General features: G+C 31.8%; 13 protein-coding genes. All 13 read right to left on the reverse strand.

The features are described 5' to 3' along the window. Positions 1-172: 172 nt before the first annotated feature. A complete protein-coding gene (gene thpR / locus ACYQ39_RS02810; protein ID WP_459840359.1) occupies positions 173-745 on the reverse strand; it encodes an RNA 2',3'-cyclic phosphodiesterase in 573 nt (190 codons plus the stop codon). Beyond that, complete coding sequence (locus ACYQ39_RS02815; protein WP_459840360.1) at positions 738-2,135, reverse strand: metallophosphoesterase family protein; 1,398 nt, start codon at positions 2,133-2,135, stop codon at positions 738-740. The genes thpR and ACYQ39_RS02815 overlap by 8 nt, the downstream gene beginning before the upstream one ends. Positions 2,136-2,180: 45 nt before the next feature. Then, positions 2,181-3,422 (reverse strand): competence/damage-inducible protein A, encoded by a 1,242-nt coding sequence (locus ACYQ39_RS02820; RefSeq protein ID WP_459840361.1) that lies wholly within the window; start codon positions 3,420-3,422, stop codon positions 2,181-2,183. A 108-nt stretch (positions 3,423-3,530) separates the two neighbouring features. After that, positions 3,531-4,445, reverse strand: coding sequence for a DUF4912 domain-containing protein (locus tag ACYQ39_RS02825; RefSeq protein ID WP_459840362.1), 915 nt, complete (start codon positions 4,443-4,445; stop codon positions 3,531-3,533). Between the two features lie 266 nt (positions 4,446-4,711). Next, on the reverse strand, positions 4,712-6,007 hold the full coding sequence (locus ACYQ39_RS02830) for a glucose-1-phosphate adenylyltransferase (RefSeq protein ID WP_459840363.1): 1,296 nt from the start codon (positions 6,005-6,007) through the stop codon (positions 4,712-4,714). A 167-nt stretch (positions 6,008-6,174) separates the two neighbouring features. Beyond that, positions 6,175-6,852, reverse strand: coding sequence for a hypothetical protein (locus ACYQ39_RS02835; protein ID WP_459840364.1), 678 nt, complete (start codon positions 6,850-6,852; stop codon positions 6,175-6,177). 65 nt (positions 6,853-6,917) lie between these two features. Further along, positions 6,918-8,414: a hypothetical protein gene (locus tag ACYQ39_RS02840; protein ID WP_459840365.1), complete on the reverse strand. Its 1,497-nt coding sequence runs from the start codon at positions 8,412-8,414 to the stop codon at positions 6,918-6,920. Positions 8,415-8,695: 281 nt separating this feature from the next. Further along, positions 8,696-10,033: an ankyrin repeat domain-containing protein gene (locus ACYQ39_RS02845; protein ID WP_459840366.1), complete on the reverse strand. Its 1,338-nt coding sequence runs from the start codon at positions 10,031-10,033 to the stop codon at positions 8,696-8,698. Between the two features lie 164 nt (positions 10,034-10,197). Continuing rightward, positions 10,198-11,694 (reverse strand): AAA family ATPase, encoded by a 1,497-nt coding sequence (locus tag ACYQ39_RS02850; RefSeq protein WP_459840367.1) that lies wholly within the window; start codon positions 11,692-11,694, stop codon positions 10,198-10,200. A gap of 5 nt (positions 11,695-11,699) precedes the next feature. Then, positions 11,700-12,215: a hypothetical protein gene (locus tag ACYQ39_RS02855; protein WP_459840368.1), complete on the reverse strand. Its 516-nt coding sequence runs from the start codon at positions 12,213-12,215 to the stop codon at positions 11,700-11,702. Positions 12,216-12,416: 201 nt separating this feature from the next. Next, on the reverse strand, positions 12,417-13,169 hold the full coding sequence (gene chbG, locus ACYQ39_RS02860; protein ID WP_459840369.1) for a chitin disaccharide deacetylase: 753 nt from the start codon (positions 13,167-13,169) through the stop codon (positions 12,417-12,419). 17 nt (positions 13,170-13,186) lie between these two features. Then, a complete protein-coding gene (locus ACYQ39_RS02865) occupies positions 13,187-14,494 on the reverse strand; it encodes a 6-phospho-beta-glucosidase (RefSeq protein WP_459840370.1) in 1,308 nt (435 codons plus the stop codon). Positions 14,495-14,578: 84 nt separating this feature from the next. Continuing rightward, entirely contained in the window at positions 14,579-15,940 is a 1,362-nt protein-coding gene (locus ACYQ39_RS02870; RefSeq protein ID WP_459840371.1) for a PTS sugar transporter subunit IIC, read from the reverse strand.

The raw sequence follows: 15,940 nt of genomic DNA on the forward strand, positions 1-15,940 counted from the left end.
GCTATGAATCAATTCAAATTCATTCAAAATCTATAAACTTCATAAAACTCTTTGTTTTAAGAAGTCGATTTTGACTAACTCACAACTCACAGCTCATAGCTGACAACTAGTAATATAGCGTATAACAATTATAAAACAACTACTTCTAAAAAGCAATCATCAAATTTTGCTATTATTCCAACTCAAATTCAGCTAACGGTTCATAAATTGGCCCTTGCGGAGTTAATCTGCTTTTTATTAAAGTAATTCTATCCACCACTTCTGTAGCTTGAATCTGAAAAGGAAACTCTCTTAATTTTTGACTCAGAATATCTAAACTCTTCTCTTTACGGTTAACTCGACCTAAAGTAATATGAGGAGTATATTCATGATGATCTTTTTTAAAACCTAAAGTTATTAATTCACTTTCAATCTCTTGATGTAATTTAGCTAAATTATTACTTCCTTTTTTTACTCCTACCCACATAGTCTTAGGATAGTCTAAATTAGGAAAGGCACCTAGTTTTGCTAACCTAATTTCAAAAGGAGCTTTATCAGCTGTAATTTTTGATAATATTTCCTTAATATTCTCTATTTCTTGTTTAGTAATCTCTCCTAAAAATTTAAGAGTAATATGAAAGTTATACTCCTCTACCCATTTGATATCTAAGGAACAGTCTCGCAATATATTTTTAATTTTATCTAATTTATTTCGTGTAACTTGGTTTAATTGAATTCCTATAAAACATCTTACTTTACTACTCATTGACTTTCTCTCCTTTTCTACTCTTCTCTGTTTCGGCTTTTTTCTTTCCAACTAATTTTCTCTCTAACATAAATCCGCTATGGCGACTATAAAACTTAATAATATCAATTACCTTTAATTTGTTCTCTGTTTCAGACTGGTTATAATGTAATAAAGCTAAAGAATAAGGAATACCTTGCTTTGTTTCAAAACCTCTAATCCCAGCAGCTCCAGTAGTACCAGCATCAACTACTGTAGTACCATTTTTTTCATATACCTTAAAGCTATGATCATGGCCATGCAAGACAACTGGTATCTGTCCTACTATTTCTTCTCCTAGATCAAATTGATGGACAGCTACAATATCTAGTTTCTTATCTGATGTAGTAACTAGTCTAGTCAACTCTTCTTTGGCTTGCTGCATATCTTCTGTCTCCAAAGGTTTGATCTGATTACTTTCAGCTGCTGGATCAGCTACTCCAGTAATAACTAACCCCCTAGTCTCTACTATATCAGATTGTAAGACAGTTACATTTTCAAAATTCTCCATCTTATGAATAATTGCTGGTGAATCATGATTGCCAGCAATAAAGATATAAGCTACTCCTAAATTACTTATCTGATCAAGTAATTTTCCTTCCATTGGTGTTCCATAATCAGTAATATCTCCAGTATCAATTACTAAATCTACTTCAAAACTCTCTATTATCTGCTTTACATAGCGTAAAGCTATAGGATTATTATGAATATCTGAAATATGTAATACCTTTAAATCACCTGTTACCTGACTTAATGGTCTTAAACTATCAACTTTATTAAACAATTGAGCCATATTAGAAGCTATCAGCTCCATTTCAACTCCTAGTTGATCAATATCATTAACCCCCTCTTGAATCAAGCCAATCATCCAAGGCGCGGCTTCTAGCATACCTGTAAAGTTTGGATCATCAAAAGCCGTTAAATCATAAGTATAATAAGTGCCTAATACTAAGCAAAAAATCACTAAAATTCCTATCAATACACCCCTAATCAAGGCAGAATGGCTCTGCTCTACAATTACAGCTCCAATCATCCCTCCTAGGCCAGATAAAATTAAGAGACGAATTATAAACAAACGTAAAATATTACCTACCCTATCTTTTAATAAGGAAATTAGTTCTTCTTTATTCTTTACTTGCTCAATAATAGTTGTTAATCTATCTTGATAAATTGATTCTAACATTATATTTAAATCCACAGGAGTTAGATGGGTAGCAGCAGTTATCTTACCAATTGGAGGAAAATTAATTGTAGTAGTTGGCTCAGTTGATAAAGCAAGATCAAGTCTGACATCAAAAGCACTTAATTTATAACTATTAGCTACAGCAAAATGCAGCACTAATAAAACTCCAACTAATGATATTACTACCATAATCACTAACTCCCGCATAAAATCTCCCTTTCTACTTCTTCTTAATTAGTTATTAATTAACTTCAACCTCAATAAATTCAAAACAGTCTGTGAAGTTAAGTATTTAACTCGTAATCTACTTCCGCTAAAATTAAATTGATAACTAGCTACACCTTCTTCATCGGCTAAGGCAATATAGACAAGGCCTACTGGTTTTTCTGCTGTAGCTCCACCTGGTCCAGCTATCCCTGTTATTGATAAACCAATATCTGTATTAGATAGTTCTTTAGCTCCTAAGGCCATCTCTTTAGCTGTTTGACTACTCACAGCACCAAATTCTGCTAATGTTTCTTCTTTAACATCTAATAACTCTTTTTTAGCCTGGTTACTATAACTAATTATTCCTCGCTCAAAATAAGCTGAACTACCGGCTACATTAGTCATTCTATGGCCTATTAATCCTCCTGTACAGGATTCAGCTACTGCTATAGTTAACTCTTGGTCCCATAATAAATTAGCTACTACCTTTTCTAAAGTATCATCATTATAACCATAAATATACTCTCCTATTCTTTCTTCTAACCTCTCTTCTTCAACTCTAATTAGTTGTTTAGCCTCTTCTTTATTATCTGCTTTGGCTGTTAGACGCAGTTTGACCTCTCCTTGGCTAGCCAAAGGTGCAATAGTAGGATTAGTCTGTTCCTTTAGAATATCAGCAATCTCTTCTTCTAAATCTGACTCACCAATGCCACAGGTCTTAATAACTTTAGAATGGATTGTATTATCTCCTAATACCTTCTCTTTTAAATAAGGAATTACTGTCTTCTTCATCATTGCTTTCATCTCTAAAGGTACACCAGGTAAAGACACTATAACTTGATTATCTTTCTCTACTAAGAAACCTGGAGCAGTCCCTTCTTGATTTTCAATCATCTCTGCTCCCTGCGGTAAATAGGCTTGTCTTAGATTATTCTCTGACATCTCTCTATTAGTTGCTTTAAAATATCTTTCTACTTGGGCCAATGATTCTTCTCTCTTTACTAACTCTATATCTAGACTATCAGCTATTACTTCTCTAGTAATATCATCTTGAGTTGGCCCTAAACCACCTGTTGTAATAATTAAATCTGATCTCTGTAATCCATTAGATAATGTTTCCAATAAGCGCTCTTTATTATCCCCAACTGTTGCTTTATAATACAGATCAATTCCTAACTCTGCTAACTGCTCAGCAATCCACTGAGAATTTGTATCTACAATCTGTCCTAATAATAATTCAGTTCCTATTACAATAATCTCTGCTTTCATTTTATCACTCCATTATTCCTTAATTTTAGCATAAGAATATCAAATCAATTCTTAGTATGCAATAAAAAAACAGGCTAGTTGAACTAGCCTGTTACCTATAGCCATTAATTATTCTTGAAATGAACTACCTAAGAACTCAACCGAACTTAATAACTCTATAGAACTTTCGTTATTATCTAATCCAGATATTAAGTCAGATAACTCAGTTGATTTCTCTAACTCCTTAACTAAATCTATAGAACTGACACCTTCCTCCATAGGTACTTCACAGCCAGATAATAGATAAATAGCTTTCTGTTTTTCTTTTACTGTCATCCATTTTTGGTCTAGTTCATCACTAACATTATTCCGAGGCATAGTTACATGATTAGACTCAATTACAGAATAAAATTCTCCTTTTTGATTTACAACTCCTAATTCTACTTTATAGTTATGGTCTGGCACTAAATTATTTAAATACCAACTATCATTCTCTAAAGTAATATTGATTAATCTCTCTTCTCCAGTAGTTAAATTATAGACTTTTAAGAATAAATCTACTTCTGTAAAATCATTATGACCTGCCTTAAAAGTAGCCTCCTTAATTTTATCTCTAGTATACTCCCAGTATAAATGGGCCGTTTTAGGGTTTTTAATCTGTAACACTAGTTTATCTTCATTATAACTATCTGGAAGAGAATGAAGATACATTATACTATCTTCTACTCTGCCTTCATCTTCTAATTTCTTTTGAGCTAATTCACTAGTCTGAGCTGAACTACTAATTGTTTCTTCAATCTCTAACTGTTCTAAATTAACTTCTTCTAATTCATTAGTGATATTACCTTGAATTCCAGCAAATAATTTCTTACCAATTCCTTTCACCTGTTTTAAATCTTCCAAACTAGTAAAAGGCCCCTCCATCTTACGATAATCAACTATCCTTTGGGCCAAAGAAGGACCAATTCCTCTTAAAGTTGTTAACTTATCCAATTCAGCAGTGTTAATATTAATCTTATTTAAACTTTTTTCTGCAATTACCATTTTTCAACCTCCCTTTAGAACATAAGTACTAAATTACCAGCCAAATAATAACATAAATCACCTATTTATTATCAACTAAAATTTATTTACTTATTCCTACCTTTGTAATAATATTATCAAGTTTAGAAAAAAATTACAACATGAGATCTAAAACTTTATACTAATCAAAAAATTAGAGAAAAAATAATTCTATTTCAGAAAAGAAAGAAACTAATCTTTTCTAAAATAGAATTAATAACTTTCAATATTTAATGTAACCTCTCAAATCATTCTGCCGTTCCTAATAAATAAACCTCCTCTGTATCCTCTTTAGGCCTTACTGTATTTCCACTGGAAATAACTTTATTTACAAAATCATTCTGATCAACATAAGAAAATACTCTACAATCACGACCTATCTGAGTATTATTAGGAATATGAGCTCCTTTAGCTATTACTGTCAATCCACAATCAAGTAGATTGGGACATTCTCTATTAGGAACTAAATTATTTCCAAATCCTATATGGCAGTTAGAGCCAATAATAACCTCTTTATCAATAATAGATTTAGAAATAATTGAATCCTGCTTAACTAAAGTATTATTAAAGATTATTGAGTCTCTAACAACTGCTCCCTCTTCAATAAATACACCTGGTGAAATTACAGAATTTTCTACTTCACCATTAATAATTGAACCATTAGCTACTATGCTCCCTACCACTCTACCTCTATCACCAAACTTAACTGGTGGTCTCTCTTCACTTCTGGTATGAATCTTCCAGTTTTGATCATATAGATTAAATTCAGGTACTGGATCTGTTAAAGATAAATTAGTTTCCCAGAAACATTCTAAAGTACCTACATCCTTCCAATAACCATCAAACTCATAAGCAAAAACTCTATTATTCTCAATCATCGGTGGAATAATATGATGTCCAAAATCTGAACTTTCTTGAGTACAACATTCTTCTAATATATCAAGTAAAGTTTCTGTGTTAAAGACATAGATTCCCATTGAAGCTAAATTACTAGTTGGTTTATCAGGTTTTTCTGCAAAATTAGTAATTTTAGCATCTTGATTGCACTCTAAAATTCCAAATCTATTAGCCTCCTTATAAGGCACACGTTGAGCAGCAATAGTTAAATCAGCTCCATTTGTTTTATGATCTCTGACCATCTTACTGTAATCCATTTTATAAACATGATCTCCAGATAAAATGATAACATATTCAGGATTATTCTGTTTTATATAATCTATATTCTGATAAACTGCATGTGCTGTTCCCTGATACCAACTACCTCCTTTATTGTTACCAGTATAGGGCTGAAGTAAAGTAACTCCTCCTATCCTACGGTCAAGATCCCAAGGCTTTCCTATCCCAATATGCTTATGTAACGACATCGGCAGATACTGGGTCAAAACTCCTACATTATAAATTCCTGAATTAATACAATTACTTAAAGCAAAATCAATCAGTCTAAACTTACCTGCAAATGGCATTCCTGGTTTTGCTCGATGATTGGATAGTATATCCAGTCTAGTTCCTCTACCACCAGCTAAAATCAAAGCTAAGGTCTTCATAACTTCCTCCTTTACCTAATTAGGAATATACATAATTAGTATTATTTTTTCAGAAAAATATATTCAATTATGTATAATAAAATTAAATTATTTAGTAACTTACTAGTAATAAATACAAAAAACCCTCTCAATAACATTGAGAAGGTTTAAATATAATATTTTTTCTATTATAAAGTATAGGATAATACTATACTTGCTCGTAAACCACTTATATTTAACTCTTCATCTTCTGAAATAAAAATAGTTTTATCCTTAACATCGTCATATTCTTTATTTAATTTAATATTTGCTTTTCTATAATGAATGCTACTTTTTAAAGATAAATTATTACTGACTGAATAATTAGTTTCAACCCCTAATGCAACTCCTAAACCATCTCCTTGCTTAAGATTGTTAGAAAATATTTCATCCTTCCAAGAATATTCTGCTTTAAAGTGTTCTTTATACTTATAATAAATAAAATGTGTACTTAAATTAATTGAATTATTTAAACTATAAATCAATTTACCATATGGGCCAACTAACTCAGATGTATACTCAAAATCTCTTGTATCTCCATCAGAATACTCATTAGTTCCACTCCAAGTAGCACTTGCTTTATCAATCCCAGCTCCTATTCCAACTTTTTTATTTAACCAGTAAATTCCTTCTCCATAAAAGCCCATTCCACTATGAAGATCTTCTCTCATAAAATAATCCTCATCTGCTTTTCCATTCCTGACCATCTGATAAATAAAATTATTATAAGTAATCCCACTGTTAAATTCCATTTTTTCTATAGCCAATACTTCAGTATATGAACTTAAAAAAATAATTATAGTTAAAATTACTAAATATCTCTTCATAAATACTCTCCTTAATCAATAAAAAATTAAAGGAGACCATTAATGGTCTCCTGCTTTCTTGAATCTTAATTATTTCTAGTCACTATAGTTCCAGATTCATTTATTTTAACTACATAAGCATCTCTATCCCCATCAGCTGATACTTTATATCCTGCTAGTAGATAATTTCCATCTTCTGACTTAGTAATGTCATCTAAATAACTACCATAAGTAGCTATACCATCATCATCAAAACTCGTATCTAAAGTATAATCAGATTTAACTTTTACTACACGTCCCTCAGTCCCATTTTTAGTACCTACTAACATATAACCACCATCACTTAATTCTAATACAGCACGGATCTTAGTAAACTGACTATAAGTATCGGTTTTTGAGACATTTCCAGCAGTATCAACCTTAGCTATATATCCTTGTCCACTGTTCTCTCCTGCCACAATAAACTCTCCACTAGAACTTAAAGGTTCAATAGTATACAGTCTATTACCCAAACCAACTTGCTTAGTAGCTGACATAGTTAAATCTGAATTCAATTTGGCTATAAACCCTTGAGTAATTTCTCCATCAGTATCATCTTTATTATCTCCTGTAAATCCAGCTACAAGATAACTTCCGTTATCAGTCTTTTCAATACCATAGAGATTAGTGTAGTTATTACCATTTATTTGAATCCGATTTTTAACTGGATCAGTTTCGTCTTCTTTATTTGGATCCAATTTAGCTATATATCCTTGTGCTTGGTCTGTAGTTCCGTCATTTCCTGCTACAACTAAATAGTCATCTACTGTAGCTGATCTAAGAAAGACTCTATCTCCTTGCAGACCAGTATATTCCTTACTTAATTTTCCATCACGATCAACTCTCATAATATATCCTTCATAAGTATCTCCAGTCACCCCTTGGTATCCAACTAAGAAATATTCATCTTTAAAGAAACCATTAACAATACTTTCAACTGCTACAAAACGATCATCATATCCTCCACCATCAACAGTCTTTGACCATCTTCTAACTCCTCGCTTATTAGCTTTAATTACATAGCCATCTTTCTGAAATCCATTTTCCTTAGTTACATCAGACATTCCTCGATAACCAGCTGCTATATAACCAGTAAAACCAGTATCTTTAGCAGGAACAATAGCGTGAAATCCATCTGGCTCTTCTCCGCCATATATAGTTTCATTCTTTTCGCCTAAAATCCTAATTGTACTCCAATCTGAATATGTATCTTCCTGACCATCACTTACTTTAACCCGAATATCAACTTGTCCCTCTTTTTGATTAGCTGTTAAAGTAGTACTAGATTGCTTTGGATTCTCAAAACTAGCTAAGCTTTCATCATCACTTACAATCCATTGATAACTTGGGTTAGTAATGTTTGTATCGACTGAAAATTCAACTGGATTTGAATCATTATAAATTATTGCCTTTGGCCCTTCTACATTCTTTATTACATCTCCAGAATATAAATCAGAAGTACCATCATCTGAACAGCCTGTTATTAATAAAGATAAAGTTAACATACACAATAAACAAATTATTGATTTCCTTGTATAATTCATTCTTCTGCCTCCTTATATAACTTATTAGATTTACTATTATTTAATCTAAAATATTACCTAGTGAATCTATCTTATTAAATAGCCACCTCTATTATCTAAATTAAAAAATCTAGAATAACTAGCTAAAATATAATCAAGACTCTCTTTCTACTTCTACTTAATTTCACCTAATCCCTCCTTTTAATATTAATCCTTCTAACAATGTCAGAATTATATCAAATAAAGAAACACAATTCAAAATAAAAATGACCAGCTATAAAGCTGGCCTAATTCTGGTCCTATTACTGAGTCTCTCTTCTTAACCTTTTATAAACAAGTGTAGCTTTAAGTGCTTTATTTTTAGTAGCATAATCAATTGCTAGGTTACCAATTTGATCTTGTAGTTTAGGATTAGCTCCATAGTCTAGTAATAAATTAATTACTTCTGGATTTTTGTTATATTGGGCTGCATAGATTAAAGCTGTCCTTCCTCTTGGCCCTCTACTATTGATATTAGCCCCTAATTCTAATAGTCTCTCTATAATTTCTACTTCCTGATTATATCGAGCAGCCACCATTAAAGGAGTTACTTCTCCTTCCTTAAATAATTGAGATAATAATTCTAGCCAGCTATTACTATTAACTTTGGAACCTCCAGCAACCAAAGCATTAATTACCTTAGGGTTACTAGTTGACTTAGCAGCATGTAATAACGAAGTAAAACCTTCTTTATCTATACTATTTACTTCAGCTCCCATCTCTAATAAAGCTTTAATTATTTCAGAACAACTATTATATTTAGTAGCTATCATCAAAGGAGTCATTCCAGTATAATAATCATCTTGTTCTTCATTTTCTACCTTTAATCTTCTATTTACTCTAGCCCCTGCTTTAATTAATTCTTTAATTACTTGTGGGCTACTAATCGATTGAGCAGCCAACATTAAAGGGGTGAATTCTTTAGAAATCAATCTTCCATCTGCTTCCTTATTGATAGTCATCTTCTCTTTTTTAATAGTTAATCTTAGTTTAGAGTAAATATCTGCTCCTGCCTGTAATAGAGCTTTAATCACTGCTGGGTCTTCTTCCTTCCAAAGTGCTAAATGTAACGGCATAATTCCTTGTTCATTGGTTACATTGACCTTGGCCCCTGACTCTAATAATAATTTAATTATTTCTGGACTTCTTTTAGCCTCTAAAGCATAAAATAAAGGTGTTTCACCTGCTTTATCTCTTAGATTTAAATTAGCACCTCTACTAATGGCCCTTTTAATCTCTGTTGGACTTCCTTCTTGCATAAGTTTCTTAATAGGAATAAAAACTGCTTGTAACTTTTGACTATTAGTTAAAGGGATAGTAATTGATTTCTCTAGACCAGTAATACTTCCTGTCCAATGAGAAAAGACCCATCCTTCTTTATTAGCTACGGCAGTTAACTCCAATTTCTGTTGTTTAGGATATAAATGTTGAAAGTTATCTTGCGGGCCAACTACTGCAGGCAATGACTTGTCTACTCCTGCTACTTCTTGCTTTATAAGACCTTGGCCCTTAATAGCTAAATCAACCTCTACCGATTGACAACCAGTTAATCCTACCATAAAAACTATAAGTAATAATAAAATCTTTTGTTTTCTTAACATAACTACACTCCCTTATTTAATTTAGTTAAAGGATTTAATCTATGTTTCAAACTGTAAATTATCAACTGTCAATTGTAAATTGGTTTATCTACTTATTCAATAACATATACCCTAATCCTTTCAAAAAATAAAAAAACAGACTAGTATTTAACCACTAGCCTGCTTTAAGCAACATCTTCTTCAATTTGACCATAATTTAATCTCTCTCTAAATTCATCTCCATTAATACTTTCTGACTCTAATAACTCTTGAGCAATTTTGGTGATAAATTCTTTATTAGCTAGAATCTTCTCGGTAACTCGCTCTTCCTGTTTAGCAATAATCTCTGACACTGTCTCATGCAGTTTAGATTTTGGTAGATTATTCTTACTTACTACTCCTAACTTAGACATACCAGAGAAGACAATCTTTTCAGCTAACTGATTAGCCTTCTTAAAGTCATTATTAGCTCCTGTACTACGATTACCTAATAGTTCCTCTTCAACAATAGAACCAGCAATTAAAACAGCAATTTGATTCTCTAAATAATCTGCTGTCTGTAAATAATAGTCATCCTGTGGGTTATGGCGTACATAACCTAATGCTTTACCACGAGAAGTAATAGTAATATTAGATACAGACTCTGGATTGACTAACTCACCAATTAAAGCATGTCCAGTCTCGTGACAAGCAATCCGGTGTAGCTCTTTTTTATTAGGTTTACGATTCAGCTTCTCACCCATCATCACCTTATCAATAGCTTCTTTAAAATGCTCTATAGTGATCTTATCTGCCTCTTGCCGTAAGGCCATAATAGCTGCTTCATTAGTTAAATTCTCCAGCTGAGCTCCAGAGAATCGGAAGGTCTCTTTAGCCAACTGTTCTAAATCAATATCAGCAGCTAATGGTTTATTCTTAGTATGAATCTTTAAGATATGATGTCTACCTTCTTTATCAGGTAAATCAACCTTTACAACTCGATCAAAACGTCCTGGGCGTAATAGAGCTTTATCTAAAATATCAATTCTATTAGTGGCACCTACTACTAGTACATTCACCTGATCATCAACAGAAATACCATCTAACTCAGTTAATAACTGATTTAAAGTCTGATCATACTCCATATGGCTACTATTCTGACCACGCTTACTACCTAATACATCTATCTCATCAATAAAGATAATTGCATTATTCTTATCTGCCTTTTTAGCCTTCTCTCTTGCCTTTTTAAATAACTTTCTGACTCTTTTGGCTCCTACCCCAGCATACATTTCAATAAATTCACTACCAGAAGTAGAGATAAAGACAGAATCAATATAGTTAGCAGCTGCCTTAGCCATTAAAGTCTTACCTGTACCAGGAGGGCCACTTAGTAATAGACCTTTCAGTGGTCTAATCCCTAGATCTTTAATTTGCTGCTTACTCTTAACAAAATTTAAAGCCTCTAATAGTTCTTGCTTGGCTGAATCTTGGCCCCCAATATCAGAAAAATCAACTTCAGGAATCATTTCTGTATCTCCATTACCTACTGAAAATTTATCTCCTAAACCTTCTTTATTTATAGTTTGGAAAAAGTAGTAACCTACTCCAGCTAACAAGATCACTGGAAATAAATTAATACCATGAAAAGCTAAGAAAATAACTAAAGCTACTCCAATACCTAAACCTACTTCTTTAACCATCATCTTCACCTCCTAGTTACTCTATTAATTACTTTATAGATTTCTTGATCACCTTTAGCTAGACTAAGATAAATATGATCTGTATCTATCTGTACTTGGGCCTGTTTTAAATTATATCCTTCTTTATAATCTACTAATCTATCTTCTAATTGAACAAACTCTCCTGTCTTAATAGCTTCATAAAGAGCTAAATTAACTTTATTATATAATTTTTCGAATTCAGAAGAACCTTGAGAACTAAACTTTAATCTGTATTCTTCTTCTGTCAAGGATTTTTTAACTCGTTCATCAATCTTTAAAAAAACCTGTTGCAAATTACTCACATCAGCTAGATTAATAGTTAACTTGTACTCAGAATCTAATTTATTAATTGTAACTCCTTCTACACCATCAATAGCTACTAAATCCTCTTGTAAGGCACGATTTATTTTATAACTATCAAACAAATAACTACCACCAAAAAAGAATACTAGAGATAATACTAATACTAATGCCAATAGCTTAAAGTTTATATGCTTCATTAGATTACTGCCTCCCTTCTAGCAATAACTTCAGTAATTTTCACAACAAAAAATATTATAACACAAAAGTTAACAGTAATCTAATGTAAAAAGAATACATTTTTTGTAATTAACCAAATGAAAAACTCCTTCCTGTAATCTAAAAAATACAGAAAGGAGCGTTTAATTGAAAATTAAAAAACATCTAAATATTAACTTAAATTACACATCTGAAAAATTAATTAATTTAATTTCTTCTTCTTTTAACCACTTTTTTAATTTATCACTTGTTAATACTTCCAATTCCTTTTCTCGTTCTTGACTATAACTACTAATCTCTTTTAATTCATCTATTCTTTGAGCTGGATGACACATAATCTCAATTATTCCATCAGGTAATCTATTTATTATATTCTTGAAATAATCGATACTAATCTTATTTCCACCATAAAAATCCATAGAAAAATAATCTGTAGTCTTTATTTTCGATCTTTTTATTTCTAATTTGGTTTCTTCATTAACAAATCGCAAAGGAAGATTATACTTTTTAGCTAATTTTATTATTATACTTCTTATCTTCTGATTTGTATGAATATGATGATGAGTATCCAAATGGGTAGGTTTTATATAATTACTTAAAAACTCTCTAATCTGATTTTCCAATTCCAATTCTACTTCCTCTAGATGAATATTTGAATTAGAGTGAATTAATTCTCGAGAAAACTCTCCTTCATCTGTTATTAAAGATTCCACTTTTTCAATATTAGAAATGGGTCTTCCACAAGTTAAAGATAAATGAAGTCCTATACACTTTAAATCATTTTGCTTAACTAAACTTATAGCTTTTTGAGCATAAGGCATATTAATCATTAATGTTGTACTTGTAACAACTCCATCTTTTATAGCTTTTATAATCCCTTGATTGCAACCTTGACAAAGACCAAAGTCATCAGCATTTATAATTAATCTTTTCATTAATTACATCTCACTTTCTATTTGAACTGAGGTAAATAGTCTTTATTTTTTTCAATAATATCATCTAATAATTTTTTGGCTACTTTAGCAGATGGTACTAAAGGATGAATTATCAATGCCTGCAATGCTTTTTCATAATCTCCATTAACACCAGCTTCCACTGATAACTCTTCATAAGCCTTAACAACTTGCATTAAACCATAAGCCCTAGGAGGCAATTCCCCCACTGTCATTGGATGAGCTCCACTTGCATCAACCATACAATTTACCTCAACAGCAACATCATCTGGTAAATTCTTAATAGTACCATTATTTCTTACATTAACCACATGCATTTCTCTTTTATCATTATAAATAGCACTAATCAATGATACCGCCGCATCAGAATAATAAGCTCCCCCTCTTTGTTCCAACTGAGGTGGTTTAACATCTAAATCTGGGTCAGCATAAGTTTCAAATAATTCATTTTCTATCTCCATTACTTGATTAGCCCTAGTTCCTTTGCCACTAGCTACAGCTTTTTTCTCTTCAGCTAGAATTTCAGCAGCCTGATAATAATAATTATGGTATGGACAAGGTACCATACCTAATGACTCTAATAGATCTTTATTAATGTCTAAGTCCGGAATATTATTCATATTCAAATATGCTCCATCACATAATCTATTAATAACTAAGTCAGTACAGTCTTCTCCATCTAAATAAATTTCTCTTGCCCAAACAAGATGGTTCAAGCCAGCAAAATTAACCCTAACTCTAGATAAATCGGCTTGTAAAATATCTGAAATAGTGTTTGTCATATTAATTGGTACATTACATAAACCTATAACTTTAACATCAGTATGCTTTAAAACAGTTTCAGTAATCATTCCAGCCGGATTAGTAAAATTAATCAACCACGCATTAGGTGCTAACTCCTCAATTTCCTTACAGATATCCATAATTACTGGAATAGTTCTCATTCCTTTAGCAAATCCACCAGGGCCAGTAGTTTCTTGCCCAATTACATCATACTGTAAAGGAATTCTCTCATCTCTTGACCTTGCTTCCAATAATCCAACTCTAAATTGAGTAATTATAAAATTAGCATCTTTAATTGCTTCTCTACGATCCAAAGTTAGTTTAACTTCTAACTCTAAATCCGACTTTTCTACCATCCTTTTTGTCAAATTACCTACAATATCTAGTTTCTCTTTACCTGCTTCAATATCTACTAAATAGATTTCTTTTATTGGAAGTTCATTCGCCCTCTTAATAAATCCTTCAATCAATTCTGGAGTATAACTACTTCCTCCACCAATTACAGCAATTTTTAAACCTTCCATTATATAATCCTCCTTTATTTTCCATTATAAACTTATTAAAAAGGTTCTATACTGTCATGTATAGAACCTTAAAATATATACTAATTAGCCTTCTATTCCTTCAGATTCATGCACTTCTATTTCTTTATCCATTTCTTCTGATATTTTTATGAAAGGAAGATAAAATAAATAAGCAACTACTAAATTAAAAGCAGATAATAAGGCCCCACTTACACTTCCTCCTGTTGCTAGAAACCCACCTAAAATTGGAGGAGTTGTCCAAGGAATTATTGTTTGGGTATAAGGAACTAAGCCAGAAGTAGTCGCTAAATAAGAAATTATTGTTAGTACTACTGGGCCAAACATAAAAGGAATAATGAATAGTGGGTTTAGTGCTATTGGCAGACCATAAATTAATGGTTCATTAATATTAAATAAACCAGGACCAGCTGATAATCCAGCAGTTGTTTTATAATCTTTTCTTTTACTAGCTGTAAATATAGCTGCAATTAAAGCTATTGTTGTTCCAGATCCACCCATATAAACAAATGCATCAAAGAAAGGTTTTGTAACAATATATTTAGCCGATAAACCTTGCGCAATTAAATCGGCATTTTTTGTAGCTAAAGGCATAAAAACCGAACGCATAATTGGGTCCATAATGTTTGATCCATGTAAGCCAAAGAACCATAATAAGTGGTTAAAAAAAGCAATAAATGACGCAGCACCTAATGTATTTCCTACATTATATAATGGTTCTTGAATCATATGATTAAAAAAGTCAAAGATATTAGTACCTGCTTTAGAAATAAAAACCTGCACAAAGCCTACTAAAAAAATCACAATCATAGTAGGAAGTAACGTCTGAAAAGACCTTCCTACAGCAGGTGGAACTCCTTCAGGCATATTTATAGTTAGCTTTTTGCTTTGAGATATTCTAACAAATAGTTCTGTAACAACTAGAGCTATGAAAATAGCTCCAAATAAACCACTTACATAAGTAAAACTCCAATTAATATTTCCCCAAGCTCCTATCTTCTTTCCAACTAACTCTGCTGGTACCTTTGTTCCTCCAACTCTTTCACCAATTGTAACCTGAATAGATTGTGGGACACAAGTGAAAAAACTTGCTATTGATAGAACTCCTGCTGTTAGTGGATCAGCATCATAAGATTTAGCTAAATTATAAGCTACACTAAATGCAATTAGTACAGACAATACAGCAAAAGTGCCCCACCAAACATTACCTCCTAAAGCTGACCAATTTTGCCCAAAAACATTTTCCATAAAAGTTTTATAACCAGGGATGTTCATATTATTAATAAGAACTGCTAGAGAACCTGCAATAATTAAAGGCATAATTGTAACAAAACCATCTCTAATTGCAACTAAATGTCTTTGAGCTCCAACTTTAGCAGCAAAAGGAACAAACTTATTCTCAAGAAAATCCATTATCTTTTCTAACAT

It is taken from the genome of Halanaerocella petrolearia, from assembly GCF_054657875.1.

Coding starts and splice junctions, on each gene's coding strand:
- ACYQ39_RS02845 (WP_459840366.1), bottom strand. CDS start 10,033: ATGTTAAGAAAACAAAAGATTTTATTATTACTTATAGTTTTTATGGTA.
- ACYQ39_RS02865 (WP_459840370.1), bottom strand. CDS start 14,494: ATGGAAGGTTTAAAAATTGCTGTAATTGGTGGAGGAAGTAGTTATACT.
- ACYQ39_RS02840 (WP_459840365.1), bottom strand. CDS start 8,414: ATGAATTATACAAGGAAATCAATAATTTGTTTATTGTGTATGTTAACT.
- ACYQ39_RS02850 (WP_459840367.1), bottom strand. CDS start 11,694: ATGGTTAAAGAAGTAGGTTTAGGTATTGGAGTAGCTTTAGTTATTTTC.
- ACYQ39_RS02825 (WP_459840362.1), bottom strand. CDS start 4,445: ATGGTAATTGCAGAAAAAAGTTTAAATAAGATTAATATTAACACTGCT.
- chbG (WP_459840369.1), bottom strand. CDS start 13,169: ATGAAAAGATTAATTATAAATGCTGATGACTTTGGTCTTTGTCAAGGT.
- ACYQ39_RS02870 (WP_459840371.1), bottom strand. CDS start 15,940: ATGTTAGAAAAGATAATGGATTTTCTTGAGAATAAGTTTGTTCCTTTT.
- ACYQ39_RS02830 (WP_459840363.1), bottom strand. CDS start 6,007: ATGAAGACCTTAGCTTTGATTTTAGCTGGTGGTAGAGGAACTAGACTG.
- ACYQ39_RS02855 (WP_459840368.1), bottom strand. CDS start 12,215: ATGAAGCATATAAACTTTAAGCTATTGGCATTAGTATTAGTATTATCT.
- ACYQ39_RS02835 (WP_459840364.1), bottom strand. CDS start 6,852: ATGAAGAGATATTTAGTAATTTTAACTATAATTATTTTTTTAAGTTCA.
- ACYQ39_RS02815 (WP_459840360.1), bottom strand. CDS start 2,135: ATGGTAGTAATATCATTAGTTGGAGTTTTATTAGTGCTGCATTTTGCT.
- ACYQ39_RS02820 (WP_459840361.1), bottom strand. CDS start 3,422: ATGAAAGCAGAGATTATTGTAATAGGAACTGAATTATTATTAGGACAG.
- thpR (WP_459840359.1), bottom strand. CDS start 745: ATGAGTAGTAAAGTAAGATGTTTTATAGGAATTCAATTAAACCAAGTT.